General features: G+C 54.1%; 1 rRNA gene. It reads right to left on the bottom strand.

Annotated elements, in window-relative coordinates:
* Nucleotides 1-87: 87 nt before the first annotated feature.
* Nucleotides 88-1,122, bottom strand: a 23S ribosomal RNA gene (locus C1C97_RS12125); the annotation flags it as partial.

Here is a 1,122-nt window from a genome sequence, read left to right as displayed (position 1 = left end):
CCCCGGGAACCCCGGGATCCGTGACACGGGTTGTTGGTGGTCAACCACATAGTGAACGCGAACACCACACCTTGATGAACATTGTGTGTGTATAAGTCTTCGGTGTATTAGTACCAGTCAGCTCCACGCCTTACAACGCTTCCACACCTGGCCTATCAACCCAGTCGTCTACTGGGCACCTCACACCCCCCAAAAGAGGGTCAGGAAATCTCATCTCGGAGCAAGCTTCCCGCTTAGATGCTTTCAGCGGTTATCAATCCCGAACGTAGCTAATCAGCGATGCTCCTGGCGGAACAACTGACATACCAGAGGTTCGTCCGTCCCGGTCCTCTCGTACTAAGGACAGGCCTCCACAAATTTCCAACGCACGCAGCGGATAGGGACCGAACTGTCTCACGACGTTCTGAACCCAGCTCGCGTACCGCTTTAATGGGCGAACAGCCCAACCCTTGGGACCAACTCCAGCCCCAGGATGCGACGAGCCGACATCGAGGTGCCAAACCATGCCGTCGATATGGACTCTTGGGCAAGATCAGCCTGTTATCCCCGAGGTACCTTTTATCCGTTGAGCGACGGCCATTCCACAATGTACCGCCGGATCACTAGTCCCGACTTTCGTCCCTGCTCGAGCTGTCACTCTCACAGTCAAGCTCCCTTGTGCACTTACACTCAACACCTGATTGCCGACCAGGCTGAGGGAACCTTTGGGCGCCTCCGTTACTCTTTAGGAGGCAACCGCCCCAGTTAAACTACCCATCAGGCACTGTCCCTGACCCGGATCACGGGCCGAAGTTAGATATCCAGAGTGACCAGAGTGGTATTTCAACAACGACTCCACCACCACTAGCGTGATAGCTTCACAGTCTCCCACCTATCCTACACAAGCCACACCGAACACCAATACCAAACTATAGTAAAGGTCTCGGGGTCTTTCCGTCCTGCTGCGCGAAACGAGCATCTTTACTCGTACTGCAATTTCGCCGAGTTCATGGTTGAGACAGTAGGGAAGTCGTTACTCCATTCGTGCAGGTCGGAACTTACCCGACAAGGAATTTCGCTACCTTAGGATGGTTATAGTTACCACCGCCGTTTACTGGGGCTTAAATTCTCCGCTTCGACCCC

Source organism: Kocuria tytonis, assembly GCF_003226895.2.
GTDB lineage: Bacteria > Actinomycetota > Actinomycetes > Actinomycetales > Micrococcaceae > Kocuria > Kocuria tytonis.
This window is presented reverse-complemented; position numbering and strand designations above follow the sequence as displayed.